Below are 24,826 nucleotides of genomic sequence, written 5' to 3'. Positions count from 1 at the left end.
AACGTGGGGCGGCGCTGTAACGACATGTTTCTGGCTGTCACAAACGCGTCATATTGCCTCTGCTAATCTCCTCGGCGCCCTGCCCTACACCCCAGTCCTAGAGCCCCCAACCGAAGGTGCCGCCAAGGTGTTTCCGACTCCTGTTCGCCAACAGATCATCCTGCGCTCTGACAATCTCCGTTCCGATGACTTCGGGGCGATGTTCTCCAAGCTCTTCGGCAATCGCTATGCCGATACCCCGCCGCTGCCGTCGAACATCATTATCGGCGGCGTTTACGGGCGGCACGATGGCGTCAGTTTCCGGCGCATGCATTACCACGGCGATTTCAGCGTTTCGTTTCCCGATCCGCAGGATGAGATCACGTTTGTGATCCCCACGGCGGGCAAGATTGTTTTCAATCACGCGACCGAGTCCATCGGTGTGACGCATGTGGGCCTGGCGGTTGATAAGGCCGATATTCGTTCGATGCGCTTTGTTGATGATCATGCGCATCACGGCATGTCGATCAATCGTCATCAACTCACCGAGCGGTTGTCGGTGTTGTTGGATAAACCGATTCTGCAGAAGATCGTTTTTGCACCCAGCGTGGACCTGAACAGCGCAGCGTTTCAGGGGATTCGGGCGTTGATTGATCTGGCGACGGGGGCGGAGTTTGATCTGTTGCTAAACAGCGGGACATTGATGCCGTCACGGTTGCGCGAGATGTTGATTGATGCGGTGCTGGAGGCGTGGCCGCATAATTTTTCCGAGGCATTGCAGCGGCCGACGCCGATGGTTGCGCCACGGCATGTGAAGTTGGCGGTGGAGTTTATTCAGGCGCATCCGGAGCAGTTGGTCAGTGGCGTGGATCTGGCGCGGTTGAGCCATGTCAGTCAGCGCGCATTGCAGGAGGGATTTCGGCGGTTTGTCGGGATGTCGATTGTGGCGTATCAGCGGCAGGTGCGGCTGGAGCGGGCTTATGCGGTGTTGAAACAGCGGGGTTCGGGGTCGGTGACCGAGGTGGCGTTGCGGTTCGGGTTTAGTAATGTGGGGCGGTTTTGTCAGTATTTTCAGGGGGCTTTTGGGGTGAGTCCGGCGGATTTGCGCGGGCGGAATTGATCGGTTCATAAGTTGGAAAGCTGACTGTGGGAGCGAGCTTGCTCGCGAAGGCGGTGGGTCAGTCGATGTTGATGTTGACTGGTCTGGCGCTTTCGCGAGCAAGCTCGCTCCCACATTGGTTTTGGGTTGTTTTCTGGATTTGGGTCGTCACTAAACTGGCAGTTGGATTGCGTGGACAGGGTTGATCGGTTCATAAGCTGGAAAGCTAACTGTGGGAGCGAGCTTGCTCGCGAAGGCGGTGGGTCAGTCGATGTTGGTGTTGGCTGATCTGGCGCTTTCGCGAGCAGGCTCGCTCCCACATTGGGTTTTGCGGTGTTTGTTGGATTGGGGTCATCCTTGATCCCGTGTGTCTTTTAGAAGGCGTAGCTGGCTTTTAGACCGCCGTTGAAGCCGTGGCTGTCGCCGCCGCCATTGGCGCCGATTTCTGCGCCTAGGCTCAGGGCGCCGAGGCTGGCCATCACATTCACACCGCCGCTGAACTGGTCGCGATTATCAAACGCGGCGCGTTGTTCGATGTCGAGGCCCAGCAGGTGGCTTTGGCTGTCGACCTGGTTGTCGCCCAGTGTGCGTTCGTAACCCACTTGTACGCCCGGCACCAGTTGCCATGCGCCCATCGTCACCGGGGCGAAACCTACGTTGAGGTTGGCGACGGCGCTGCGGCGGGTGGCGCTGTTGTCGTCGACGTCGAGGGACAGTTCGCTGCCCTTCTCTTTGAAGCCGTTGAGGTCGAGGTGGCTGACTCGGAAGCCCAGGCTCGGCTCGAAGGTCATGCCGTTGACCGGGGCGCGGTAGCCGAGGGCGACGGTGGCGCCGGTGAGGTTGCCATGAGTGTCGCCTTTCGCGGTGCCGAGGCCACCGCCGAGGTCGCGTTTGCTGTCGTAGTCGACGTAGCCGGCGCTGGCGTTAGCGTCGAGAAACAGGCCTTGTTCGAGGCTGGTGAAGCCGTAGCGGGCGCCGACGTTGAGGAAGGTGAAGTCGGTGTCGGCTTCGCCACCCGCGCCGCCAACCGTGCCTTTGCTGTAGCCGAAGCCGCCGCGTGCGCTGAATTGTTCGCTGAAGCGCTGGGTGATGCCGACCATCAGGCCTTGGCTGTGTTCGTTGCTGCTTTCGGCGTGGGCCGAGCCGTCGGTGCCGAGGTAGCCGGCGAGCGCGGTGGTCCAGAGGCGATATTGGCCGACCTTGAGGTCAGTGCCGCTGGCAAACGGCGCGGCGGCTTGTTCGATCATCGCGTTTTGCCGCAGCAAGTAGCTGGCGGCGTCGGCGTGAACCTGGCCGCCGACCTGGGATTCGACACCGCCAAGGGTGCCGGCAGGTAGTAGTTGTAGGCGCTGTAGGTGCCGGACAGGTTCGTGTTCTGCAATTGCCTGAGCAGTTCGGCGCCAGCGGCGGCGTTGCCGATCAGCCCGGCCTGACCCGGCAGGCTGTTGTATTCGACCAGTTTGCCGCGCAGCACATAGATGGTTTCCTGCGACAGGCCGAGGCCTTGTTTGAGGTAGTTGTCCATGCTGCCGTATTGCGCGGTGACTTCGTCGAGGCCGGCCTGCAGGTAGCTGGCCTGTACGCCGAGCAGCGGCTCGTAAATGGCGGCCATGCTCGGCGGCAGCGCTTTGAGCGTGGCGGCGACGCGGGCGGCGGTGTAGTCGTTGGTGGCGAGGTAATTGGCCATGATGGTCGCGTTGTCGACCCCGGCGATGCTCTGCAACACGGCGGCGGTCCAGCCGGTGCGGTCCTTGCCGGCGGTGCAGTGGAACAGTTGCGCGGCGTCGACGCTGGCGAGTTCATTGAACAACTTGCCGAACTGGCCGCGCATGCCGGCGTCACTGACGAAAGCGCGGTTGGTCTGTTCCATCATGGCGATGGCGTCGGCGGCGCTTTTGAAGGAGATGTTGGTGATATTCGAACCGGAGGTGGTGCTGCCGATGATGTCGATGTTCTGCCAGGTTGCGCCGCTGATCATGGTGTCGGGGGTGGCGGCGATTTCGCTGGGGGTACGCAAGTCGTAAACGGCTTTGATGCCGAGGCCGTTGAGAATCGCCAGATCGGCGGCGGTCGGCGTCAGCGCGTTGGAACGGTAGAACACCCCGGCGCGCATCGTGCCGTCGTGGGCCGTGGTGTACGCGGTGGTGATGCCGGCGACGTCGCGGAAGTTGTCGATGCCTTGCAGGCGCGGCGTGTCGAGCGGTACAGCCTCGGCAGCATGGGCGGCGGCGATGGACAGGCTCAGTACGGACAGCGAACACAGAAGACGTTGAAACACGGTGCAGCCTCATTTCGGTTAGCGTTGGGCTGCCTACTATCTGCACTGAATTGACACGAAATATGACAAATTCGCGTAGCGCGAAAATGCCTGCGCGAATGGGCCGTGGGGTGCGTGAATTGTCCATCGGGTCGGATGGTGGAGTTTGAGCGGCGACACTGTGGGAGCGAGCTTGCTCGCGAATGCGGAGGGTCAGCTAAGGTGATATTGGCTGACAGGCCCCCTTCGCGAGCAAGCTCGCTCCCACAGGGTTCTTCGGGATGCTGGATACCTCGGTTTTCACACAAAAACTGTAGGAGCTCGGGATTGCTGGATATCCTGGATTTGACACAAATTTTGTAGGAGTGAGCCTGCTCGCGATAGCGGTGGGTCATTTAGCAATGATGTGGCAGATAGACCGCGATCGCGAGCAGGCTCACTCCTACAGGGTTCTTTGGGCTACTGGAGATCTGTGGTTTGCCACAAACCTGTGGGAGCAAGCCACAGGGATTGAAGGCCGGCATTGGAATAGTTGATCTACAACAATATCCGCCGATCCCGGCGGCGGTATTTTGAATGGGCTGAAAACAGCCGTGCTGTGCGCACGTCACAGGCCTTGTGGCCAAGGTGGCGCTAAATGAACAAAAAACGCATTGTCTGGGGGAGCATTCTCCTAGGCCTTCCGTGTGTCTTGCTTCCGCTCCTTTTGATGGGTTACGTCGCCTGGATGTTGAATCTGGCGGCGGCACAACAGCGCCTGGAAACCCTCGCTTCCGTCGCCTCCAGTCGCGCCCACGGGACTTTCAGTGAAGCGGCCGGTGCACTGAAATCCATCGCTGGATCGCGTCTCGCGCCGTGCACGCCGGAAAGCATCGACGAAATGCGTCTGCTGACCATCAACACCCTCTCGGTGAAGTCGATCGGCTACGTCGAAGAAGAGATTTACGCCTGCGGTTCCTGGGGCCCGGTCGGGCAGCACGCGACGCCATGGCGCGAGGATTTCACCACCTCGGACGGCGTGCGCGTTTCACTCGGCGTGCAGTCGCGCATCGTTGCGGCGAAACCGATGATGGCGCTGCAGTACGCGGCGTTCAACGTGCTGGTCGATCCCGAGCAGTTTTTGCAGGTGATGCTTGATGAGGATTTGCACCTGGCGGTCGGCACCGCGTCCGGGCAATTGATCAGCACCTCACGCCCGGGCGCGGAACACTTTCTTGCTCGCGTGCATTCCGGCCCGCACTCGGGCCTTGCCGACGGCTACCTCTACACCCTCGTGCACAGCGGCGACTGGGTCGCCATCGCCGCGCTGTCGCGCCATGAGCTGATGCAAGGCTTGATCCGCCGGGAGTTACTGCTGTTGCCCATCGGTGGTTTGCTCGCCGGGGTGCTGGTGTTGCTGATCGTGCGCCGCACCCGGCAACGTCTGTCGCCGCTGGCGGAACTGCAACTGGCGGTGCGCAATCGCGAGTTCGTTGTTCACTATCAACCGATACTCCGCCTCAGCGACGGTGCCTGCGTTGGCGCTGAGGCACTGGTGCGCTGGCAGCATCCGGATGGCTCGCGGGTGTGCCCCGATGCGTTTATTCCGCTGGCCGAGCACAGCGGTTTGATTCTGCCGATCACCGATCAAGTGATTGACCACGTGATGGACGACCTCGGTCCGCTGCTGGTCAAGGAACGCAGTCTGCACGTGGCAATCAACCTGGCGGCGAAAGACGTCAGCAGCGGCCGCTTTCTGCCGATACTCGACGCTGCGTTACGCCGCGCCGACGTGCAACAAAAGCAGATCTGGCTGGAGGCCACCGAGCGCGGCTTCGTTGAGATTGATGCTGCCCGCGCCACCGTCAATCGCGCCCGTGAGCTGGGTTATCTGGCGGCTATCGATGATTTCGGCACCGGGTTTTCCAGCCTGCAGCATTTGCAGCAACTGCCGCTGGATGTGCTGAAGATCGACAAGTCGTTCGTCGACAATATCGATCAGGATGCCGCGACCGGCACCGTGACCGGCCACATCATCGAAATGGCCAAGAGTTTACGTTTGCAGATCGTTGCTGAAGGTATCGAGACCGAAGCGCAGCGCGATTACTTGCGCGGTCAGGGTGTGCAGTTTGGTCAGGGTTGGCTTTTTGCCAAGGCGATGCCGGCGGAGGAGTTTTTACGGTTCTATCGAGAGTGCGCGCAAGTGGAGCACGATGCGCAGGAAGCAGCGATGCCGGTTTAAGCGCGCATAAACACGCGGGCAAACCCATCTTCGGTCGCGCAATGGGTTTGCCGTCAGCCTGCTTCAGTTGGTCTGGCTGAAAACCTCAATCTCCGTAATCCCTACTCGCTCGGCATGTTCAAGAATCTGCTCGGGCGTTGAATCCGCTGTAGGCATGATCAAGCCGTTTTCCGCATCGCCCAGATGCAGTTCCAGCAGATGCATCGCAGCCGCGTGCTTGGCCAACTGCTGCTCCTTGAGTTCAAGCAGAAAAGTCCGAGGCTCGCCGTTGAATAGATATTTGATGTGATAGGTGTACATGATGTCATCCACGTCAGTAGGAAAAGGCACTGATTATCCTGACGTGACGGTCAGTTTTTAGTTCAAATTGAATCGCCTCTCTGACCAATCTGGAATTCATGGCAAACTTTTTCCTTGCCGAGGCGTCCCTTTCTTAAACCCCCAACCGGCTGATTTCAGCCAAGGACTGGCGATGACCTTTTTCATTTTTCTTCTGGCCTGCGCTGCGGCGGCAGCCACCGGCGTGATGTTCAAACCAGGGCCGTGGTACGAAGGGCTGAACAAACCCGGTTTCACCCCGCCCAATTGGGCGTTCCCGGTGGCCTGGACGATTATCTATCTGCTGCTGGCCTGGGCCGGTTACCGCTTGAGCCTGATCCCCGGCAGCCAGACCGTGCTGGCGTTGTGGGCGGCGCAGATTGCGTTGAACACGCTGTGGACGCCGGTGTTCTTCGGCGCGCATCAGGTGCTGGCTGCGATGGTGATTCTCACCGTGCTGTGGCTGGTGGTCGCGGCGATGGTGGTGCTGGCGATACAACTGGACCTGATCACTGGCTTGATCCTGTTTCCTTATCTGGCGTGGCTGTGCGTGGCGGCGGCGTTGAACTTTTCCATCCTGATCAAGAACCGCTGATGACCAGTGCCAATCGGGGCAGTGCAACGCCATGGCCGCAGGGCGAGCGCGAGTTGGCGCAGGTGCGCGCCTTCAACAGGAAGCTGGCCTGGCTGCCGCGTTTCAAGATCCGCAACCGCCTGACGCCACGCTTGATTCAGGCGCTGTTGCGCGCGAGTCAGATTGGCGGCTCGGGCGCGTTGCGCAAGCTTGGCCTGACCGCTGAGCGTAAGCTGATTGATAACGTACCGGTGCGCATCATCCGCCCTAAAGGCCCGGCGAAAGGCGTGGTGCTGGATTTTCACGGTGGCGGCTGGGTGATCGGCAATGCGCAGATGGACGACAACTTCAACGCGGCCATTGTTGAGACCTGCGAAGTGACTGTGGTTTCGGTCGACTATCGATTAGCGGTTTCGACGCCGATTGAGGGTCTGCTGCAAGACTGCCTCAACGCTACGCGCGGAGTATTGAGTGATGCCGAATTTGCCGGTCTGCCCGTGGTGGTGGTCGGTGAATCGGCGGGCGGCCATCTGGCGGCGGCGACCTTGTTGGCGCTGAAGCAATGGCCCGATTTACTGCAACGTATCAACGGCGCACTGCTGTATTACGGCGTCTACGACCTCACCGGAACGCCAAGCGTACGCAACGCGCCTGCGGACACACTGGTGCTGGACGGCCCCGGCATGGTCGAGGCGTTGCGCTTGCTCACACCCGAACTGACCGACGAGCAGCGCCGTCAGCCATCGCTGTCTCCGCTGTACGGCGACTTCAGCGGCCTCCCGCCCGCGCTGCTGTTTGCCGGTGAACTCGATCCGCTACGCGACGACACACTCGACATCGCCAAACGTTGGGCGCAAGCGGCCCCGGTCGAAATGTACATGCTGCCCTCCTCGCCTCACGGTTTCATTCACTTCCCCACGGCAATCGCTCAAGGCGTGCTGGCCTACAGCCGGAAATGGATTTCGGCGCGCGTCGAGGCCGTTGGTTCGCCACAAACGCCAGCAGCGGCACCGTCTCATTGAGTCCACCGACTTAGCTCTAGAGTCGGGGTTAAAGTAAGATCTGTCCGCAACTCCTTGGTTGAGGAGACAGGCTAATGAATACGAAGGGATAACGTGAACCTACGAGATGAAATCGAGAGGACTTTTCAAGGCAAAGCCTTTGCCCGACCTCTTTTCTATTCCTGCCCCGGAGGTCTGCGCTTCGAGCTCTCCGAAACGGGTGGGATCATTGAGCAGTTCCTGACCGCCCTACGAAAATCGACAACGATCTGCAGCGATATCTTTTCTGACGCGGCAACGTTTGTGGCGTGTCTGCGCACTCACTCAGGCAACCATGGCTTTACTCATCGGGCCGCGATTCGGGCATTTCGATCTGCCGGCATTGATATTCCTCCTGAACGCTCAATCTGGAGCGAGGAGATAGATGTCGAAGAATGGTATTGCGAAGAAGAGCCTGAGTACTGGATCAACATCGCGTTCGAAGCGCCGATCACAAGCCTTCAAGCATTTCTCTGGTGCGCGTTGACTAAAGATTTTGGCGCTATTGAGCCCAATCCCCACTGTGATGTGTATCTGTTCAATCTGCCGAAACAGGTCATGGTTTTTCCCTACGACGACAGAGGCATGGATGTCGTCGGCCCTAATGCACCGCTGCTTTCGCAACTGTACGAGCGGCACAATCAATACCTGCTTGACTATGACCGCTCGGCCATGGACTCCACGTTCGCAGGGGCGCGTTAGTCGCTACACCGGACGCTGGCATCAGCGACGAATCCAAAAAGGGAGCTTTTGGGCGTGAGCAATACTGGGGGCGCAATATGGAAATAGATCGTCTGCTCAAGAAGCGGCAACTCAATGTGCAGGAACAGAATACGGTGACTGCCCATCGCCTGAAGGAAACCGCTCGATTCTGGCGTGATACCAATATTCCCGAGGCCTTGACACGTTTCGGCGAGCGCCAAGGTGTTGATTGGTCAGAAACCGTCGTACTTGATCTTGAAGTCGACTTTCCCGGAATGCCACGCCTGTATGGCTTGATCCTCGATCAAGCGGAACGGTTCATAGCGTTTCAAATTGACACCGACAGTGATCATCTACACGTAGAGTTCGTAAGCCAATGGGAGGATGTCTCGGCGCATCAGAACTATTCGGCTTCCGAGCGCGGCACTGGCAAAGGCTTTGCTGTGCTTGCGTTGCAGGTCAGGCGGGAAGTGCTTGCACAACGATAGGTGTCGGTTTTCAGGCATAGGTTTCCTCTCCCTGGAAGGCCGACAACCGCCGCGCTCAGGCGATGTAGAAAAAGTACAGCGCCAAACCCAGCAACTGCATGAGCAACAGGATGGAGAGCAAATGATTGCAGCCCTTCCACGCCTTGCTCACCGGTTGGTTTTTTGCCACTCGGTAGCGAAGATAACTGTCGAGCGAAAGCGACGCCGTGGGGATCAACACGAACAAAAACGTCAAAAAGAAATTAAACATTTCCTTTGTCCATCGACTCCCAACATGAAACCGGATTTGTTCGCTGCATCGCGCGCTGCTCAAGTCGTCTGAGCAAACAGCTTAGCTGATCGGCATGCCCCCGGAATCCGTGGGGTTCTCCGCCGCAGTGTCCCGGGGCGATAACACTGGGTGGGGACAAGTCGGTGACATGCAAACCCTCAAGTCCGCCATTCAATGGCAGAATCCCCTGACCCTGATGATTTCGGAGACCACAATGCTGCGCGTGTTTGAACAACGGCTCGACCCATTTCCTCCCGACGAAGCACCGCCTCCGCCCGTCGGCCTGATGCGGTTCCTTTGGGCCTGCACGCGCGGTGCACGCGGTTATATCCTCGCGCTGGCGCTGCTCAGTGCCGGCGTGTCGATCTACGAAGCCTGGCTGTTTTCTTTTCTCGGCCAGGTCGTGGATCTGCTCTCGACGTGGCAGGCCGGCGGTGGAGTCAACGCGCAGGAAAGTCGCGTGCTGTGGGGCATCGGTATTGTGCTGTTTATCAGCATCGGTCTGGTGGCGCTGCGCACCATGGTTCAGCACCAGATCCTCGCGATCAATCTGCCGTTGCGGCTGCGCTGGGACTTCCATCGGCTGATGCTGCGGCAAAGCCTTTCGTTCTTTTCCGATGAGTTCTCCGGGCGGGTCACGACCAAGGTCATGCAGACCGCACTGGCCGTGCGCGAAGTGTTGTTCACCCTCATCGAAATCGCACCGGGCATCGGCGTTTACTTCATTGCGATCATCGCCCTGGCCGGCGGCTTTGCCCTGAAACTGATGCTGCCGTTCATTATCTGGGTCGCGTTGTTCGGGCTGGCGATGGTGTACTTTGTGCCGCGTCTGGGCCAGGTTGGTCAGGAGCAGGCTGATGCGCGATCGTCGATGACCGGGCGCATTGCCGACGCCTACACCAACATCACCACGGTAAAACTGTTCTCGCACTCCAAGCGTGAAGCGCACTTCGCACGCGCGGCGATGGAGGATTTCAAGCTCACAGGGTTCCGCCAGATGCGTCTGGTCAGCCAGTTCGAAATCGTCAATCAGGCGCTGGTGGTCGGGCTGATTATCGGTGCCGGCGGCTATGCCCTGTGGCTGTGGCATCTGGGTCAGGTCGGCACCGGTGCAGTGGCGGCGATCACCGCCATGGCGCTGCGCATCAACGGCATGTCGCACTGGATCATGTGGCAGATGACGTCGCTGTTCGAAAACATCGGCACCGTGCAGGACGGCATGGCCACCCTCACCCGTGGCCCCAAAGTGCAGGACGCGCCGAACGCCGGCGTGCTGGTGCCGGCGGGCGGCGCGGTGACGTTCGACAAGGTGAATTTCAACTACAACGGCGAACGTCAGGTCCTCGACAACCTGAGCCTGAGCATCCGCGCTGGCGAGAAAATCGGCCTGGTCGGCCGCTCCGGTGCGGGCAAATCGACGCTGATCAATCTGCTGCTGCGCTTCTATGATGTCGACAGCGGTGAGATCCGCATCGACGGCCAGAACATCGCGCACGTGACGCAAGACAGTCTGCGCAGCGCCATCGGCATGGTCACCCAAGACACGTCGCTGCTGCACCGCTCGATTCGCGACAACATCGCCTACGGCCGCCCGGACGCCACCGACGAAGATATCCGCCGCGCCGCCGCCAATGCGCAGGCCGACGGCTTCATCAGCCAACTGAGCGACAAGCAAGGCCACAGCGGCTACGACACTCTGGTTGGCGAGCGCGGCATCAAACTCTCCGGCGGCCAGCGCCAACGCATCGCCATCGCCCGAGTGATGCTGAAGAACGCGCCGATCCTGCTGCTCGACGAAGCCACCAGCGCGCTGGACTCGGAAGTCGAAGTCGCCATCCAGGAAAGCCTCGATGAAATGATGCAAGGCAAAACCGTGATCGCCATTGCCCATCGGCTGTCGACGATTGCGGCGATGGATCGACTGATTGTCATGGATGAGGGGCGGATTATCGAGCAAGGGACGCACACTGAGTTGCTGAGCAGAAACGGTATTTATGCGCGGCTCTGGCAGCATCAGAGTGGTGGGTTTCTCGGTGAGGATCAGGGCGTGGCGACGGCGATGGATCAGGCTTGAGGGTGTGGGGCTGAGTGGGGAGCAGTCGCTTGTGAGCGACTGCTATCGGCCATTATCGGAAAGTGGTCTAAACGTCCAATGGCCAACAAAAACGTCAATTGCATATTAGTCATTTGCCCCAATTGCCTCAGGTGCGCTTACTTTTCTGGGAAGGAATCGTTTCTTGTTTGAAATAACGAAATGAACCTGCCGATTGTCATCAACAAAAATACAAACGAACAAGACCCGAATTCAAAGATCCGGGTCCTGTTCGGTTTATCTGAAACTGCCTTCAGGAGAGGCTTTTACCAAGCGTAGCGGTAGCCGAGGTTCACCGAATAAGGCTGTTCTATGCCATCGCCCTTGGTGTATTCCGCGTCGATGAAGAACTTGTGCTTCTCGGCGGTTTGCAGGATCGCCCCGCCACCGATTTCGGCCCGCGAACCTGGCAATTTGCTGTCCAGACTTACGTCGTTGACGCTCACATGGCTGTCACCGGCATGTTCGGTAATCCACGATGCTTTGGCGTATGGCTGCACAGTCATACCGTTATCCAGCTTCATGTTACGACCGAACAGGCTGCCGACTCGGCTCTGAACAGAAGTAACGGCATCCTGCTCAACTTTCAAGCCATTGCTTGCGGTGTAGTCGCCACTGCCCACTCGGAATGCTTGCACTTCCAGTTGTGGTTCGACGAACCAGCCTTGTCCAAGATCGATTTGCTTGCCAACTTCTACGCTCGCCGCAATTGCGTGATTCTTGTATTTACCGTCGACCTTCTGGCCCATATTGCTGGTGATATCGACCTTGTTGTCCAAGTGGGTGTATTTCAGCACGCTGTCAACGTACACGCCGTTTTGGTCGATGTAGGTTGCATAGGTGCCGAGCATGGCGCTGTCGATGTGGCCTTTGCTGCCTTCGCCGAAGTTCTGACGAGCCTCACCTTGTCCGGCCATACCGCCGAGGTACAGCTTGCCGTTGTAGAAAGGAATGGCCTTGTCGGCGCCAATCTCGAAACCGTTGACCTGCTGCTCAAAGGCACGGCTGGAACCTGTATCGATGCGCTGCTCCTTGCCGAAGCCACGTGTCCACAGACCGCCCTCATCATTGCCCATACGCAACTCGCCAAGTCGTTTGGTCAAGGCATTCATCTGCGCACCGATGAGTCCCGTGGCCGCCGCCTGTTGAGCGATGGCAGCGTTCGCGCCCTTACTCAGGTTCTCTGGTTGAGGATTGCTGATAATAGGTTCAATGGGCGCAACGATGTCTCCGGCGCCGCCAGCGGTATCACCCACTGGCCCCTCGCCACCGCCCGCATCCTGTGCAGTGCCAGCCAGGTACCAGTCATCGCCACGCTGTTCGAGGCCATAACGGAAGGCACCCACGTCGACTTTGCCGCCGTACAAATCGAACTTGCCCGCGCCGCCGTTGGTATCCACCAGCATCAGTGCACCACCTTGGGCCTGGTGGCCGGAATCGGCAACGACCAGCGTGTGCTCCCCGTCAACTTGTCCTTCAACCTTGAGCAAGTCGCCTTGCAGCGTTGCCAGGTCAGTGTTGAGCAAGAAGCTGCCATTGCCGCTCAAATTGCCCACCGTCAGCGTTTTGAACAAGCCGTTGGCGTGGTCGAAATTGACACGGCCGTCGTTCAACGAAAGAGCACCCAACGAAGAGTCGCCAGTCATTGTCCAGGCGCTTCCACTGTTTACACCCAGTTTATCCAGCCATTGCGCTGCACCTTGCCAGGTCGAACCATTTTCAAGGTTGATGCTGCTGTCTAGCGTGTGATCATGATCGATCGACACGTCGCCTTTCAGTCGCGACCCATTGGTGGCGGCCAGTGTCATACGTTCGATTTTCTTGCCGCTAGTCTCCACGCTACGGGAGCCCATCAAGATGTTGCCTTCAATCGTTGAACCGTCAGCGGTCACATCAACACCGGCGAGAACCCCTCCCTTGATGGCATAGTCATTAGAGCTGACCAGGCTGTTTTTGAGATGAACGCTATGCTGGCCGGATGTCAGAGCGGTGATCCCGACAGCGGTCGTGCCATTGACCACAACACGTGAGTCTTCGAGGCTCAACGATGAACCGACGTCCGTGCCTACATAGACACCGTAGCTGCCATTACCATTGAGAGCGATATCGACATTCTTACCGATGACAGTACCCCCAGATGCAGAGTAGAGACCGATGCCGCCGTGCTCACCGTGGATGCGGACATTATCGAACGTTGCTTTCCCGCCATCGATTTTGCTGCTCCAGAGGCCGTGTTCCCCTAAATCCACTTCACTGTTAGTCAAGTTGAGGGTTGAGCCTGCAGATGCCCGGAGCATAGGTCCTGATCCGTCGCTGGTGATCTTCACATTGTTCGCATTGACCACACCTCCCTGTTTGGCCGAGATGGCAGTGGCCGTTGAGTGCAGGTTTGACGACTCAACATTCACCGTCCCTCCAACATCAGCAAATACGGCTTCGGCGTTAGAGTTGATGTCCATGTTCTTGACATCAACGGTCGCCCCTTGGGATGCCTGAGCACCATAGGCGTACCCTGATCCGGTAGTGGTTATGCTGCCGCCGTCCAGACTTATGTGAGCACCCTCTCCTGAGGCCAGCGCTCCACGACTGTTGTCCCCCGAAGTACTGATCGCAATATTGTCCGCCGACACCGTCCCGCCTGCGGTGGCGTATATTCCATAGCCCCTGCTATTGGTGGTTTTAATGGAGCCTCCGCGAACGTTGACGTTGCTGGTCCCCGTTGTTGCAATTCCATACCCGTTGGCTCCGAGGGTAACGATATCGAGATTGCTGACATCAGCCGTCGCATTCGTCACGAGCAGGCCCGAACCTGTGCTATTGATCTGCACATTGTTACCACTTAGCTGGCTTGCTTCTTTGATATCCAACGCGACGCTGTTGCCCAGTGTAGCGACCTCGGTGTTTTGAAGGTTTACCTTAGAGCCACCAGACGCCACCAACCCAGGCGTATTGGCCATGAGGGAATTCACGGTCATGCCGATCAAGTTCAGCGTGGAGCTGGTTTCTACCAGCACAGCGCCCAAGCCAGTGCCTGAAGTGCTGAGAATACCGTTGCTCCAAGTCGCATCACCGACATTCATAACCCGCAATGCAGGGTTGTTGTCACCTGATGTCACCATTTTCCCGGTACCGTTATAGATCGTACCGTCGACGAGCACACCAGTGGCGTGCCCCATGCTGGAAAAGGCCAACAACAAGCTGGCAGACAACGTGCTCAAGGGAAAAGCCGGGGCTCTTGAAGTTAAGCGCGCAACGCTGTTTCGCGATTTTAATACGCCAGACGCCGACTCCGACGGCACCGTAAAATAGGTGCACGTGCGATTCCATATAGTTCGGTAGATGCTGTTCATAAATCTCTCATTCATGGATTTTTTTCAGGACAGGCTTAAACAAGCCGGCGCTCGAAAGTCACTGAGGAGAAATTTGAACAGGAAATTTAGCGGCAAAAATTCAGGCTTTTCCGACGGAAATGTAGGACTTTTCCTACGAGTGAGCTGATCTTTTTGGCACTCAGCAACTCGTATCACCGTCTACTTCCAGATGAACCTAGCGGAATCGAGTGGCCAGTATTGGTTGTTTCCAGCCCTTGGTGATCGGCGACGATGGATCAGGCTTGAGGGTGTGGGGCTGGTTGGAAGCAGTAGCTTGTGGGTGACTGCTATCGGCCAGAAGCGGACGATCAATTAGGAGTTGTAACAAAGAGTTGTCCGCCATTTAATGAGTGATCGAACATCAGGTTGATGAACCGAAAATGAGTAAATTGGGTTGCACATGTGGCCATGTGATTACCGATCAGACCGACGGCTTGCCCTATAAGGCGAGCCTGCTTCGCGACGAGGTAGAAAATGAATTTTGGGATGAGGTGCACCGTGAACTCAAACCCCTGGTAGAGGCTGCGGAGTCCGGAGACAAGGCTGCGATCGCCGATGCATTTGGCGAGTTTTCACCCTGGTTCAGCGCTGCTGACAAGCTACAAGACCGGATATCCAGCCTCTACATTCGCCGAATGTCGAGTGCCTACGAGTGCCAGAACTGTGGACGCCTTTGGGTGCAAAAAGATGACAGTGAAAGATTTGTTTCCTATGTCCCTGAGGAAGGCGCATATGGCGCAATCCTGGCAATAGCATCAGGAGGATCTGAAAATCTGAATTAAGCGTTCGCGATTGGTCGGCAGCGGAGACTGCAATCGGCAGCAGTCGTCCAGTGGACACAGACCTTTACAGGGAGTTAGGGTCGCTCTTTAACTAAGAGGCTGCTCCATGGATGTTATTGCCGATTACTCAAACGAACACCATCGAATGCCTGTCATGGCGCTATGGGAAACCGTTTTCGGTTACGAAACCGCGCACAACACGCCGAGCCTGGCTATCGATAAGAAGCTGGCCGTCAAGGACGGCCTCTTCTTTGTCGCGCTGTCCGGAAATGAAGTAATAGGCACCGTTCTCGCGGGATATGACGGTCATCGTGGTTGGTTATATTCAGTTGCTGTGCACCCTGCACATCGCAGAAAGGGTTTGGGCGCACAACTCGTTAATCATGCTGAGCGCGCCTTGACCTTGCGCGGCTGCATGAAAATCAATTTGCAAATCGTCAACACCAATGAAAGCGTTAAAACCTTCTACGAATCTCTTGGCTACTCGACCGAACCGCGCATCAGCATGGGGAAAAAGGTCGATTCGAATATCGCAACGCCCGGGCGGTAGTTTAGAGAGCGTCCACTGGCCGACAGCAGTCGTTCGTGAGCGGATATCGCCTCATCCAAGACATGCAAACACTCACCCGCTATTGCCCAAGACGCAGTCCATCGATGATCCACCGCTTGATGAACACACATTTTCAACCCATTGGCACCGCAAACACCGCACTGGCCCGCGCCACCGTGCGCTCCCCAACATGCAAACTGACAGCAGCAAACGCCAGTTGCCGGCCTTTTTTCGAATACTCCAAACGCACTTCCAGCCACTCGTTCATCTGCACGGCGCCGAGATAATCCAGGGTCATGCTCGCCGTGATCAATGGCTGTGGAGGGTCGCTGGAAAACGCCATGGCGTAACCCATCCCGACATCGGCCAACGTCGCCAATACGCCGCCATGCAAGGTGCCACGGCCATTGGCATGGCGTGAGTCGGTTAACAAACCCAGTTCCAGTTGCAGCCCGCTGCCCCTCGCGTAGATCGGGCCCAGCAAATCAAGCAACGGGCTGCTGCGGGTAAACGCGGTGAAACCTTCAGGAATTGCGATGGCGTCCATGGTCCCTCCTGGTGCCGGTGACTCACCGGCTTCATTGACCTTAATGGGAGGGTTTATTGGCAATCGTCTGATGGGGCAAGAACTATACGGATGCGGAATCTCCAGTGATCAACTGTCGAAGCAGGACCGACCGATCATCCCGTGGACGCCAGATCGCCACGTTCCATCATTCGAACACTGGCAAACGTCGATTCGTTGCGCGCTTGGTCGAGCGTCGTCAGCGGTTTGATTGTTGACGGCTGCGCTACCGGTTTGCGACTCATCTCAGAGCCGGAGCGCTCATCACTCGGCGGCACGCCAAAGTGCTCGCGGTAGCATTTGGAGAAATGCGGTGTTGAGACGAAACCGCACACGTACGCCAGCTCAACGATCGACAGGGACGTCTGCTTGAGCAGTTGTCGTGCGCGAATCAGCCGCAACCGCAAGTAGTAGCGCGACGGCGTGCATTGCAGGTATTTCTGAAACAGCCGCTCCAGCTGTCGACGTGACAGGTCGACGTATTCGGCCAGGTTATCCAGGTCGATCGGCTCCTCAAGATTGGCCTCCATCAACGCCACCACTTCTTGCAACTTGGGCTGATGCGTGCCGACCACATGCTTGAGCGGTACGCGTTGGTGATCCTGCTCATTGCGGATGCGTTCGTAGACGAACATCTCGGAGATGGCGGTGGCCAGTTCACGACCATGATCGCGCGCAATCAGGTGCAGCATCATGTCCAGCGGCGCGGTGCCGCCGGAGCTGGTGAAGCGGTTGCGGTCGAGGGTAAACAGACTGGTGCTGACATTGACGCGCGGAAAAGCTTCCTGCATCGCCGCCAGAAATTCCCAGTGCACGCTGCACTCGTAGCCGTCGAGCAACCCGGCTTTGGCGAGCGCCCAGCTACCGGTGCACACCCCGCCCAAGCGCTTGGACTGTCGCGCCAGGGCTTGCAGCCATGTCGTGTGCTCGCGGGTAATTGCGCTCTGGATGCCGACGCCACCGCAGACGATAACCGTGTCCGCCACGGAGGGATTGCTCCACGACCCATCCGGGGTGATTGGCACGCCATCGCTGGCCCAGACCGCCGCGCCATTGGGGCTGAACGTATGCCAGCGATACAAAGTTCGCCCCGTCAGTTGATTGGCCATGCGCAATGGCTCGACGGCGGACGCCAATGACATCAGGGTAAATTTGTCCAACAGCAGAAACCCTATGGATTGGGTTGCACCGTCGGCTACGGAGGGGATCGATGACATCATGGCCTCATAAAAATCGGTCGCGACGCAGGCGTCCGCCATTCCCTCCGACATACGTGGAGGGAGTATCAGGTTCGGCGCAAACGCCTACCCCACCGATGTGACCCTCGCCGTCGGCGCGGGATGACGCGACGTCAACAGGCCAATGAAGGAAATCGCCAGCGCCAGGCCAATGGTTGTCGTGACTTCAGTGCGGTGTTGCGGGGTGATCATCATCACCGCCAGCGCGGCGCAGATGAATACGATCACCAGCCACGTCAACCAGGGGAACAGCCACATGCGGAAGGTCAGCTCGACGTTGCGCTGTTGCAATATCCGCCGCATGCGCAACTGCGACACCGCGATGGCGAGGTACACCAACAGGGCAATCGCTCCGGAGCTGGCCAGTAGGAATTCAAACAGCCCGGCAGGCATGAAGTAGCTCCACACAGTGATCGACGCACCGAGCACGGTGCTGGCGATAACCGCTGCGCGCGGCACACCTTCGGAAGAGGTCGCCTTCAGCGCTTTCGGCGCATCGCCACGCCGGCCCAGCGAGTACAGCATCCGCGAAGCAATGTAGATCGAGGAGTTCATGCAACTGGCCACGGCAATCAGCACGACGACGTCGACCATGAACTTGGCGTGGGGAATGTTCATGATTTCCAGAGCGCGCTGATAAGAGCCGACCGAGGCCAGCAACGGATCATTCCAGGGCACCACGGAGATCACCACGAAGATCGACAGCAGGTAAAACACGCCGATACGCCAGATCACCGAACGGGTGGCCTTGGCAATGTTTCGCGACGGGTCATTCGATTCGGCGGCGGCGATGGTCACCGCTTCGGTACCGATAAAGCTGAACATGATGGTGATGAACGCACCGACCACCGCTGACAAGCCGTTGGGTGCAAACCCACCGTGCTCGGCCATCAGCCCGCTCAAACCGCTGACTTCTCTGTCGGGAATCCAGCCCATCAACACGGCAAAACCAACACCGATAAAACCAATGATCGCCACGACCTTGGCCATGGCGAACCAGAACTCGAATTCACCGTACTTGGACACGCTGAACAGGTTGGTCACCACCAGCGCAATGATCGAGCCCAACGCGAACAGCCAGGCATCGACCTGCGGAAACCACTGATTCAGCACATGCCCGGCGGCGAGCGCTTCGATAGGAATCACCAGAACCCAGAACCACCAGTACAACCAGCCGATAGTGAAGCCGGCCCAGCGTCCGATGGCTTGATCGGCATAGGTCGAGAACGAGCCAGTGTCGGGGTTAGCCACCGCCATCTCACCGAGCATGCGCATGACCAGCACAACGAGCAAACCGGAGAACAGATAAGCCAGCAGAACCGCCGGCCCCGCCGCCGCAATGGCATGTCCTGAACCTACGAACAATCCGGCGCCGATAATCCCGGCAATGGACAACATAGTGACGTGACGAGGCTTGAAGCCCTGCGCCAATTGGCTACTCGAATCCGTTGAGTTCGGGCTGATCATTGGTTTTTTTATTCTCTGCTGAACGACATTCTAGCGAGTTGACCAAGGCAATCGAGCACTGTCGTTGCCTGCCGAGCCCCCCGAAAGAAGCCCCCTTCAACCGCCGCAGTTCTTATCAACCCCATGATCTGGATGGGATTATTTTGATGTGAAGACGCGTCACCTTACCCGGGCTGTCAGATGACTCAGTAGCCTGATTGCGTCATGGTTGTGTCTGATATCGACATATCGAAACCAATCGGTCGCAATGAATACCGATAAGTCACCCAGTATCTGACGACAGATACCCTCATCTCGCCCTCACCTCCCCGCACACCCCGGCAACGTAAACACCACACGCGCCCCACACGGCGCGTTCGCCTCCGCCCACAAGTGACCGCCATGGGCTTCGATGATCGACCGGCAGATCGACAACCCCATCCCCAACCCGGTGACTTTGGTGGTGTAGAACGCGGTGAAAACCTCCTCCACCTGATCGCAGGCAAATCCCGGTCCCGAGTCGCTTACGACAATCCGCACGTCTTTCCCGACAGACTCGCTGACAATGATTACCCGACGCTCGCCCTCCTCGATCACCGCCATGGCCTCCAGACCGTTGATGATCAGATTGAGCAGCACCTGTTGCAGCTCGACGCGGTCAACCAGCACGGCAGGCAAATCGTTGACAAGGCGCGTGGTGACCGCCGCGCCATAGCGGGCCGCTTCACCCCGGGTAAACCCGACCATCTCGCCCACTACCGCGTTGAGGTCCACCGGATGTCGTTGCGGCGGTGTTTTGCGGATCAATGCGCGGATACGTCCGAGCACGTCGGCCGCGCGGTTACCGTCGTTGATGATGCGTCTGAGGCCCTGTTCAACTTCATCGGTGTTCGGCGGTTGCGCGCCGAGCCAGCGCAACGCCGCGTTGGCATTGATCACGGTGGCGGCGATTGGCTGGTTGACTTCATGGGCAATGGACGCTGCCAACTGGCCCATGGTCGCCACGCGATTAGCGTGGGCCAGTTCCGCTTGTACCTGGCGATATCGGCGCTCGCCTTCGCGCACTTGCTCTTCGGCCTGTTTGCGTTCGCTCAGGTCAAGCACGAAGGCCACGCCCTGCTGCTGACTGGCTTCGAATGCGGCCAGACCGACGATCACCGGCAGGCGAGTGCCGTCCTTGCGGATGTATTCCTTCTCGAACGGCTGGGCGCGCCCGGTGCGGATTGCCGTCGCCAGCGCGGCTTCACTTTTCATGCGCAGTGGCGGCGGTGTCATGTCGCGCCAATGCACCCTGCCTGACAGCAGATCGTCGCGCTCGTAACCGACCATGCGCAGGAACGCGTCGTTGGCCTCAATGATTTCACCGTCGACACTCCAGACGATGATGCCGATGATATTGGCGTCGACCAACCGGCGAATCCTCGCCTCGCGCTCGGCGACGTCTCGATACAGCCGCGCGTTGTCCAGCGAGATCGCCGCCTGCGAAGCCACCAGTCGCAGTACGGCAATGCGCGCCGGACTGAACACACCCGCAGATAGATTGTTCTCCAGGTACAGCGCCCCGGCAATCCGACCCTGATTCATCAACGGCATGCACAGGATCGAGCGAGCGCCGCGTTGATGAATGTACAGATCAGCGGCAAATGCCGGATCGGCGACGGCATCGTCCAGACACAGATTTTCACCGGTGCGCAGGGTCTGGTAGAGCACCGATTCGGCCAGCATCGATGAACTTACCGGCTCATGGCAAAGCAGCGCGCTGTCGTCACCGACACTGGTTTTCGCGGCGATATACGGCGCCTCGCCTTCGGTCAGAATCAGCCGGCCATGCTCGGCGCCAGCCTGTTCGATAGCGGTGCGCATGACCATTTCGATCAGTCGATCCAGCACGATCTCGCCTGAAACGGCCTGGGACACCTTGAGAACCGTGGCCAGATCCAGATGCTCGACCGGGGTGGCGATGGTCGCAGTCGGACCGGGCGCCGTATCTTCATTGCGCAGATAGCGGTGCTGTAGCTCCAGTTGCCGCACCTTGCCCTCAGCCCCCCAGCGCAAGTAACCGTAGCGCGCATCTTGCAGGTACAGGCGGGCGATTTTGCTCAGACCACGGGCACTGTAGAACCGCGCTGCGAGTTCGTTGGCCAAGGCTTCGACATGCACAAAGCCGTTGTCCCTGGCCAACTGAATCGCTTGCTCGTACAGCATCTCGGCTTCGATCAACTGCCCGGTGACCCGAGCGATTTCGGCTGCGACCAGCGCCGTCTGACTGGCGAAGGTTTCCGCACACTGTTGCGCCCAGGTTTGCAGTTGATCGTGGTGCTCGCCCAAGCGTTGCAATCGGTCGGTATCGGCTTCGCCGTGGGCAGCCAACGTTAACGCTGCGTAAAAGTGAAATTCGGCCTCTTCAAAAAACGAGGAGATCACCCACAACAGTTCCCGGGCCTGCGCCGCGCAATCGGCGGCCGCTGCGTAATCCCCGGCCAGATAACGCGCCTGCAACTTGCGCACCCAGTACTTGCCCCGAGCCAAGGCCAGGTCCGGAGCAGCGAGGTTCGCCTCAAAGCGTGTCTCATCGAATTCTTCATCATTGAAACTGCCAAACACCGGGGTCTGCCCTCGCAACATGCGGATCAGTGCCCGTTGGCAACTCATGAAACTGATCACCAGACCGAAGCGGATTCTTTGCGAGTAAGCCAGACCCGTTTCAGCCTGCACCTGCACTTCCGCCAGCGGCTCGCCAATGAACAGCAAGTCGGAAATCAGGCTATTGCCAGCGTAGGCTGCATAGGGCAAATCGCCGGTGCGGTTGCCGGCGCTGAGCGCACGCCGCAGCAATTCGCGGCACTCGCGCACCGGGCGCATCCAGCGCACCACGAAGATCGAAAAGCACAGGTAGGTACGCGCTTCGTATTGCGCAAGGCCACGGCGGTCGACCAGATCGCAGCCCAAGCGGCCAAAGCGGTAACCGCTGGCATAATCGCCGAAGCGCCGCCCGGCAACCCGCACAACATTGGCGTAGAGCATGCAGGAGGCGTCGCAATTACCGTGCTCCAGGCTCAGGTTAACGGCTTTGCATATGGTCAGGCAGGCGAGGTTCGCATCGGACTGCAACGCCGGGGCCAGCAGTTTGCTCAACGCTTCCAGTGTCACCAGCGTGGCCGGATCCTCCATCAGTGGCAGGTCGATCAACTGCTCGATGCTGCGCTCACCCAGTTGCCTCCAGATCTGTTGGTATTCGGCGCGCACCTGCTGATCGTCCGGATGCGCCGTCCAGTCGATGCCGACCTGACGTAAATACGTCAGGCACACATTCACCGCACGGTCACTGCGGTCGAGCAGCAGGCAGACATCCATCAACAAACAGGTGACTGCCGCCCGCTCTACCGTGGTCTCGACGCGCTCGGCCAGGGCAGTCAGGCGCGCATCGGCCAGTGCCAGTTGCCCAGTGAGAAATTCGCACTCGGCGCGGTTCAGCTCCAGAGCAAACCCCAGTTCATGGCGACGGTCATCACCGTGCTCGCCGAGCAACGCAGCACCCGTGCCCAAGTAGCTCAATGCTGAGGTGTAAGCGGTCGAAGCCTTGGCACGCTGACCTGCGAGCAGGTTGAATTCGGCCAGCTGTTCGCGTTCGGCCCGCGCGCTGATCAGACTGGCGCCGCGATTGAGTTGCCCGACGATTTCGAAGATCGCGTCTTCACGCCCCTCCGCTGGCGTCTGCAGGGCGAGCAAACGGCCGATACGCAGATGAGTTTGCGCACGTTCGGTTTCCGCGGTTAGTGAGTATGCCGCCTCGTGGATACGGTCATGGACAAACGCACAAGTACCGTCGTGAAACTCCACCAGTTCCTGGCGCACCGCCGGCCACAGCGCCGCGTGCACCCGCGCCGTCGGCAGGTCAAGCACGGTGGCCAGCGTATCAATGCGCGCTACGTTGCCCAGGCAGGCCAATTGTTGCAGTGCCTGACGCGTGTCCAACGGCAGACGCGCCAGTTTGCCAACCATCAGATCGACCACGTTATCGGTGTAGCCCTTGGCGTTGATGAGTGCCAGATCCCAGCGCCAACGGTTGAATTGGTGGTCGTAGATCAGCAGCTGTTCTTCGGCCAACGCGTGAAGAAACTGGATGACGAAAAACGGATTGCCGCCGGTCTTTTCCAGCACCAGGCGCGCCAGGGCAACGATGCTCGCGGGTGGGCAGCGCAGGGATTCTGCGATCAGTTGCTCGATGTGCACGCTGGCCAGCGAGGTCAGGCAGATCTCGTCGATATGCACGCCGCCATTACGCAGCACTTTGAGTTTGCCGCTGAGCGGGTGGTCGGCATCGACCTCGTTATTGCGGTACGCGCCCACCAGCAGCAAATGCCCAAGCTCCGAGCGGGTCAGCAGATCTTCGAGCAGATCGAGGGTCGCTGCGTCGAGCCATTGCAGATCATCGAGAAACAGCGTCAACGGATGTTCCGGCCGAGCAAACACACCGATGAAACGCTGCAACACCGCCATGAAGCGCTGCTGCGCCTGCTGCGGTTCAAGCTCCGGCACCGCTGGCGGTTCACCGATAATCAACTTGAGTTCCGGGATCAGCTCGGTCATCAACCGTGCACTCGGTGACAGTGCCTGCAACAACGCCGCACGCCAGTCAGCGAGCACCTCGCGACGCTTGCCCAGCAGCGTTCGCACCAATCCTTGAAAGGCCTGGACCAGCGTCGCATAGGGGATGTCGCGCTTGTACTGATCGAACTTGCCAGCGGCGAACAATCCCCGCGACGGCACCAGCACTTTGTGCAGTTCACTGACCACCGAGGATTTACCAATGCCGGAGTAACCGGACACCAGCACCAGCTTCGGCGAAGGAGCCTGCACCACCTGGGCGAAAGCATCGATCAGGGTTTGCACTTCGCGTTCACGACCGTAGAGCTTTTCCGGGATCAGCAAGCGATCGATCGCGCCCTGCTCGTTCAACGTGAACACATCGATCCGCCGCGCCCGACGCCAGTCGTCCAGACAACGACGCAAGTCATGTTCGACGCCGGCGGCGGTTTGGTAGCGCGCTTCGGCGGTCTTGGCGAGCAGTTTCATGACTACCCGCGAGAGCATCAACGGCACCGTGGCCACGCGTTCGCATGCAGGCATCGGTTGCCGCGCAATGTGGCAATGCACCCACTCCATCGGGTCGTTGGCGTTGAACGGCAGCGAGCCGGTAAGCATCTGGTACAGCGTCACACCAAAGGCATACAAATCGCTGCGCGAATCGATCGAACGATTCATTCGACCGGTTTGTTCCGGCGCCATGTAGGCCAGGGTCCCGGCAATGGTTTCTGGCGGCGCGGGGGCCTGACGTTCGCGCGGCAGTCGCGAGGCTAGACCGAACCCCATCAACCGGGCTTGTCCGTCATGGCAGTTGACAAGGATGTGCTGCGGTTTGAGATCCTTGTGAACCAGCCCACACAGGTGCAAACGGCCAAGCGCTACGGCTATGTTGATTGCGTGCAACAGGCAGGTTTCAGTGTCCAGCGGCGTGATCAGCAGACGCGACAGCGGCTCGCCGCCGGGGTCGTCGAATAACAAGTGCGTGGTTCCGCCCGCGCGTTCAAGGGCTTGCGGTTGCAGCGCCCATTCATTGTGCAGAGCGTCTTTGAGGCCGTATTCATGCGCCAGCCGGTCGAGGGTTGCGGGCAAAGGCTGAGCGATTGCCGGACGCACTATCAGCACGCTGGCGCTCTCCCCCTGTCCTCGTTTGCGGGAGAACACCCGCTCGCCGTCGTCCCACAAAATCTGTTGTTTGCTGGCCATCGGAGTCGACACCGTCAAAGGGGTTTCTGTCACGCGCTGAAGC

General features: G+C 58.8%; 16 protein-coding genes and 1 pseudogene. 9 read left to right on the top strand and 8 right to left on the bottom strand.

Annotated features, from left to right (window positions below; genetic code table 11):
- The first annotated feature begins 127 nt into the window (after positions 1–127).
- Positions 128–1,099: an AraC family transcriptional regulator gene (locus AB4O01_RS03775; protein WP_460090726.1), complete on the top strand. Its 972-nt coding sequence runs from the start codon at positions 128–130 to the stop codon at positions 1,097–1,099.
- Positions 1,100–1,452: 353 nt separating this feature from the next.
- On the opposite strand, the pseudogene AB4O01_RS03770 reads toward AB4O01_RS03775, so the two are convergent.
- A pseudogene (locus AB4O01_RS03770) lies at positions 1,453–3,356 on the bottom strand (tyrosine-protein phosphatase).
- Between the two features lie 688 nt (positions 3,357–4,044).
- Between AB4O01_RS03770 and AB4O01_RS03765 the strand changes: the two are divergent.
- Complete coding sequence (locus AB4O01_RS03765) at positions 4,045–5,556, top strand: EAL domain-containing protein (protein ID WP_460090725.1); 1,512 nt, start codon at positions 4,045–4,047, stop codon at positions 5,554–5,556.
- A gap of 63 nt (positions 5,557–5,619) precedes the next feature.
- Here AB4O01_RS03765 and AB4O01_RS03760 read toward each other — a convergent pair whose 3' ends face one another.
- Complete coding sequence (locus AB4O01_RS03760; protein WP_257354755.1) at positions 5,620–5,886, bottom strand: hypothetical protein; 267 nt, start codon at positions 5,884–5,886, stop codon at positions 5,620–5,622.
- Between the two features lie 142 nt (positions 5,887–6,028).
- On the opposite strand from AB4O01_RS03760, the gene tspO reads away from it, so the two are divergent.
- From tspO to AB4O01_RS03740, 4 genes are all read left to right on the top strand, one after another.
- The gene (gene tspO / locus AB4O01_RS03755; RefSeq protein WP_095049923.1) at positions 6,029–6,469 is read left to right on the top strand and encodes a tryptophan-rich sensory protein TspO; all 441 of its coding nucleotides are present in this window, start codon (positions 6,029–6,031) and stop codon (positions 6,467–6,469) included.
- Positions 6,469–7,470 carry an alpha/beta hydrolase gene (locus AB4O01_RS03750; RefSeq protein WP_095049922.1) on the top strand — a complete coding sequence of 334 codons (1,002 nt, stop codon included), beginning with the start codon at positions 6,469–6,471 and terminating at the stop codon, positions 7,468–7,470. The genes tspO and AB4O01_RS03750 overlap by 1 nt, the downstream gene beginning before the upstream one ends.
- A gap of 93 nt (positions 7,471–7,563) precedes the next feature.
- The gene (locus AB4O01_RS03745; protein WP_414925870.1) at positions 7,564–8,190 is read left to right on the top strand and encodes a DUF3885 domain-containing protein; all 627 of its coding nucleotides are present in this window, start codon (positions 7,564–7,566) and stop codon (positions 8,188–8,190) included.
- Positions 8,191–8,267: 77 nt separating this feature from the next.
- Positions 8,268–8,678, top strand: coding sequence for a hypothetical protein (locus AB4O01_RS03740; RefSeq protein ID WP_095049920.1), 411 nt, complete (start codon positions 8,268–8,270; stop codon positions 8,676–8,678).
- Positions 8,679–8,733: 55 nt separating this feature from the next.
- Here the strand turns inward: AB4O01_RS03740 and AB4O01_RS03735 are convergent, their stop codons facing one another.
- Complete coding sequence (locus AB4O01_RS03735) at positions 8,734–8,928, bottom strand: hypothetical protein (protein WP_095049919.1); 195 nt, start codon at positions 8,926–8,928, stop codon at positions 8,734–8,736.
- Between the two features lie 235 nt (positions 8,929–9,163).
- Between AB4O01_RS03735 and AB4O01_RS03730 the strand changes: the two genes are divergently transcribed.
- Positions 9,164–11,023, top strand: a complete 1,860-nt coding sequence (locus tag AB4O01_RS03730) for an ABC transporter ATP-binding protein (protein ID WP_116255724.1) — start codon at positions 9,164–9,166, stop codon at positions 11,021–11,023.
- Positions 11,024–11,307: 284 nt separating this feature from the next.
- Here AB4O01_RS03730 and AB4O01_RS03725 read toward each other — a convergent pair whose 3' ends face one another.
- Complete coding sequence (locus AB4O01_RS03725; RefSeq protein ID WP_460090724.1) at positions 11,308–14,391, bottom strand: autotransporter outer membrane beta-barrel domain-containing protein; 3,084 nt, start codon at positions 14,389–14,391, stop codon at positions 11,308–11,310.
- Positions 14,392–14,792: 401 nt separating this feature from the next.
- Between AB4O01_RS03725 and AB4O01_RS03720 the strand changes: the two genes are divergently transcribed.
- Complete coding sequence (locus AB4O01_RS03720; RefSeq protein ID WP_460090723.1) at positions 14,793–15,194, top strand: hypothetical protein; 402 nt, start codon at positions 14,793–14,795, stop codon at positions 15,192–15,194.
- Positions 15,195–15,300: 106 nt separating this feature from the next.
- The gene (locus AB4O01_RS03715) at positions 15,301–15,744 is read left to right on the top strand and encodes a GNAT family acetyltransferase (RefSeq protein ID WP_186624211.1); all 444 of its coding nucleotides are present in this window, start codon (positions 15,301–15,303) and stop codon (positions 15,742–15,744) included.
- 133 nt (positions 15,745–15,877) lie between these two features.
- Here AB4O01_RS03715 and AB4O01_RS03710 read toward each other — a convergent pair whose 3' ends face one another.
- From AB4O01_RS03710 to AB4O01_RS03695, 4 genes are all read right to left on the bottom strand, one after another.
- The gene (locus AB4O01_RS03710; RefSeq protein WP_095049916.1) at positions 15,878–16,291 is read right to left on the bottom strand and encodes a PaaI family thioesterase; all 414 of its coding nucleotides are present in this window, start codon (positions 16,289–16,291) and stop codon (positions 15,878–15,880) included.
- 134 nt (positions 16,292–16,425) lie between these two features.
- Positions 16,426–17,526 (bottom strand): choline metabolism transcriptional regulator GbdR, encoded by a 1,101-nt coding sequence (gbdR, locus tag AB4O01_RS03705; RefSeq protein WP_257358429.1) that lies wholly within the window; start codon positions 17,524–17,526, stop codon positions 16,426–16,428.
- A gap of 87 nt (positions 17,527–17,613) precedes the next feature.
- Positions 17,614–19,014 (bottom strand): GABA permease, encoded by a 1,401-nt coding sequence (gabP, locus tag AB4O01_RS03700; protein WP_460090721.1) that lies wholly within the window; start codon positions 19,012–19,014, stop codon positions 17,614–17,616.
- A gap of 300 nt (positions 19,015–19,314) precedes the next feature.
- On the bottom strand, positions 19,315–24,783 hold the full coding sequence (locus AB4O01_RS03695) for a trifunctional serine/threonine-protein kinase/ATP-binding protein/sensor histidine kinase (RefSeq protein ID WP_460090720.1): 5,469 nt from the start codon (positions 24,781–24,783) through the stop codon (positions 19,315–19,317).
- Between the last annotated feature and the right edge of the window lie 43 nt (positions 24,784–24,826).

It is taken from the genome of Pseudomonas sp. S2_E02, assembly GCF_054668355.1.
The sequence above is the reverse complement of the archived record's forward strand: the minus strand, read 5'-3'. Positions and strand labels throughout refer to the sequence as shown.

Bases quoted from the DNA above. Each gene is read 5' to 3' on its own strand.
- AB4O01_RS03765 (WP_460090725.1), top strand. From the start codon at position 4,045: ATGGGTTACGTCGCCTGGATGTTGAATCTGGCGGCGGCACAACAGCGC.
- tspO (WP_095049923.1), top strand. From the start codon at position 6,029: ATGACCTTTTTCATTTTTCTTCTGGCCTGCGCTGCGGCGGCAGCCACC.
- AB4O01_RS03750 (WP_095049922.1), top strand. From the start codon at position 6,469: ATGACCAGTGCCAATCGGGGCAGTGCAACGCCATGGCCGCAGGGCGAG.
- AB4O01_RS03740 (WP_095049920.1), top strand. From the start codon at position 8,268: ATGGAAATAGATCGTCTGCTCAAGAAGCGGCAACTCAATGTGCAGGAA.
- AB4O01_RS03735 (WP_095049919.1), bottom strand. From the start codon at position 8,928: ATGTTTAATTTCTTTTTGACGTTTTTGTTCGTGTTGATCCCCACGGCG.
- AB4O01_RS03730 (WP_116255724.1), top strand. From the start codon at position 9,164: ATGCTGCGCGTGTTTGAACAACGGCTCGACCCATTTCCTCCCGACGAA.
- AB4O01_RS03725 (WP_460090724.1), bottom strand. From the start codon at position 14,391: ATGAACAGCATCTACCGAACTATATGGAATCGCACGTGCACCTATTTT.
- AB4O01_RS03720 (WP_460090723.1), top strand. From the start codon at position 14,793: ATGAGTAAATTGGGTTGCACATGTGGCCATGTGATTACCGATCAGACC.
- AB4O01_RS03715 (WP_186624211.1), top strand. From the start codon at position 15,301: ATGGATGTTATTGCCGATTACTCAAACGAACACCATCGAATGCCTGTC.
- AB4O01_RS03710 (WP_095049916.1), bottom strand. From the start codon at position 16,291: ATGGACGCCATCGCAATTCCTGAAGGTTTCACCGCGTTTACCCGCAGC.
- gbdR (WP_257358429.1), bottom strand. From the start codon at position 17,526: ATGTCATCGATCCCCTCCGTAGCCGACGGTGCAACCCAATCCATAGGG.
- gabP (WP_460090721.1), bottom strand. From the start codon at position 19,014: ATGATCAGCCCGAACTCAACGGATTCGAGTAGCCAATTGGCGCAGGGC.
- AB4O01_RS03695 (WP_460090720.1), bottom strand. From the start codon at position 24,783: ATGGCCAGCAAACAACAGATTTTGTGGGACGACGGCGAGCGGGTGTTC.